Origin of the sequence: Bifidobacterium sp. (assembly GCF_051876855.1) — a bacterium.
Taxonomy (GTDB): Bacteria; Actinomycetota; Actinomycetes; order Actinomycetales; family Bifidobacteriaceae; genus Bifidobacterium.
On sequence record NZ_JBJEIH010000031.1, the window covers coordinates 1,529 to 2,794 of the forward strand.

The window sequence follows — 1,266 nt, forward strand, 5'->3', positions numbered from 1 at the left end:
CACGGCTGTTCCGATTTGCTGCTTGTCACGGAATGTCCCGGTATTGCAAACTCGCGCTGCCGCAAGCGGCACGGACCACCGGCGCATCCGCCACGCCCGTGCCGTCCGCACTGTTGAAACGCAGACAGCCCGACGACCGTTACTGGTCGCCGGGCTGTCCGGTTCATGCGATGAGCGCGAAACTCACTTCTCGCTGTTGTCGCGACGCTCGACGATACGAGCAGCCTTGCCGCGCAGCGAACGCAGGTAGTACAGCTTCGCACGACGCACACGGCCCTTGCGCACCAGCTTGATCGAATCGATCGACGGGGAGTGCAGCGGGAAACGACGCTCGACACCCACGCCGAAGCTGATCTTGCGCACCACGAAGGTCTCGCGCACGCCGGCACCCTGACGAGCGATCACCACGCCGGTGAACGCCTGCAGACGGGAGTTGTTGCCTTCCTTGATCTTGACGTTGACCTCGACGGTGTCGCCAGGACGGAATGCGGGGATTTCCTCCGCCGGCTTAAGATGCTTGGCGTCGAATGCTTCGATGGCATTAACCATGATGTTCCTCCATCGCCGCCGCATACCGACGATTGGTCGGGGCTGCGCGGTCTCCTTCGGGATTCCGTTCAGCTGAAATGTCTTCGCAGGTTCGCCCGCGAAGGGTGCCAATCCGCCGGAATCATGGCGTTGCCACCACGTAAGTGTTCCGGCTGGACCCAAAGAAAGACGGGATTATGCGGCGTCCCGTTTTTCGGCATAGCAAAGGTTCATTTTACTGTGACGTGCGGACTGGGGTCGCGGGAATCGTGGCGTGCGAACTGGGGTTGTGCGGACTGGGGCGTACAGATTGTGGCTGCGCGGACATGACGACGGCTCGGCCATCGGGCGCGCCGGAGGCATCCGACATGTCGGGGGCATCAAGGGCCGATTGACTCGTCGCGGTAGCTGGTATCCGATTGCCGTGCGACCCACCAGTCGCACCACAGGCAAATACCCCACTGTCGGAGCCGGAAACCGCCAATACCAACCCACCATGCAACACCCCAGTCGCACCGCAGGCAGATATCAACAATGAAATCCCAACCACACCACTCACCCGCCCGCCATGCGACCAGCCAGTCGCACCACAGACAGATACCACGCCGCAGGAACGGGAAACCGCCAATACCAACCCACCATGCAACACCCCAGTCGCACCGCGGTCAGATACCCCCACCATCAGCCCCTGCCACACCCACAATCGGCCACCGTGCGACCCAACAGTCACACCACAGG

1 protein-coding gene is annotated in these 1,266 nt (G+C 62.1%); it reads right to left on the reverse strand.

Going from position 1 to position 1,266, the window contains the following annotated elements; genetic code table 11:
• Nucleotides 1-183: 183 nt before the first annotated feature.
• Nucleotides 184-549 (reverse strand): 50S ribosomal protein L19, encoded by a 366-nt coding sequence (gene rplS, locus ACI38B_RS02455; protein ID WP_015449855.1) that lies wholly within the window; start codon nt 547-549, stop codon nt 184-186.
• Nucleotides 550-1,266: the final 717 nt, after the last annotated feature.

Excerpts from the sequence above, each read along its gene's own strand:
- rplS (WP_015449855.1), bottom strand. The coding sequence starts at position 549 with ATGGTTAATGCCATCGAAGCATTCGACGCCAAGCATCTTAAGCCGGCG.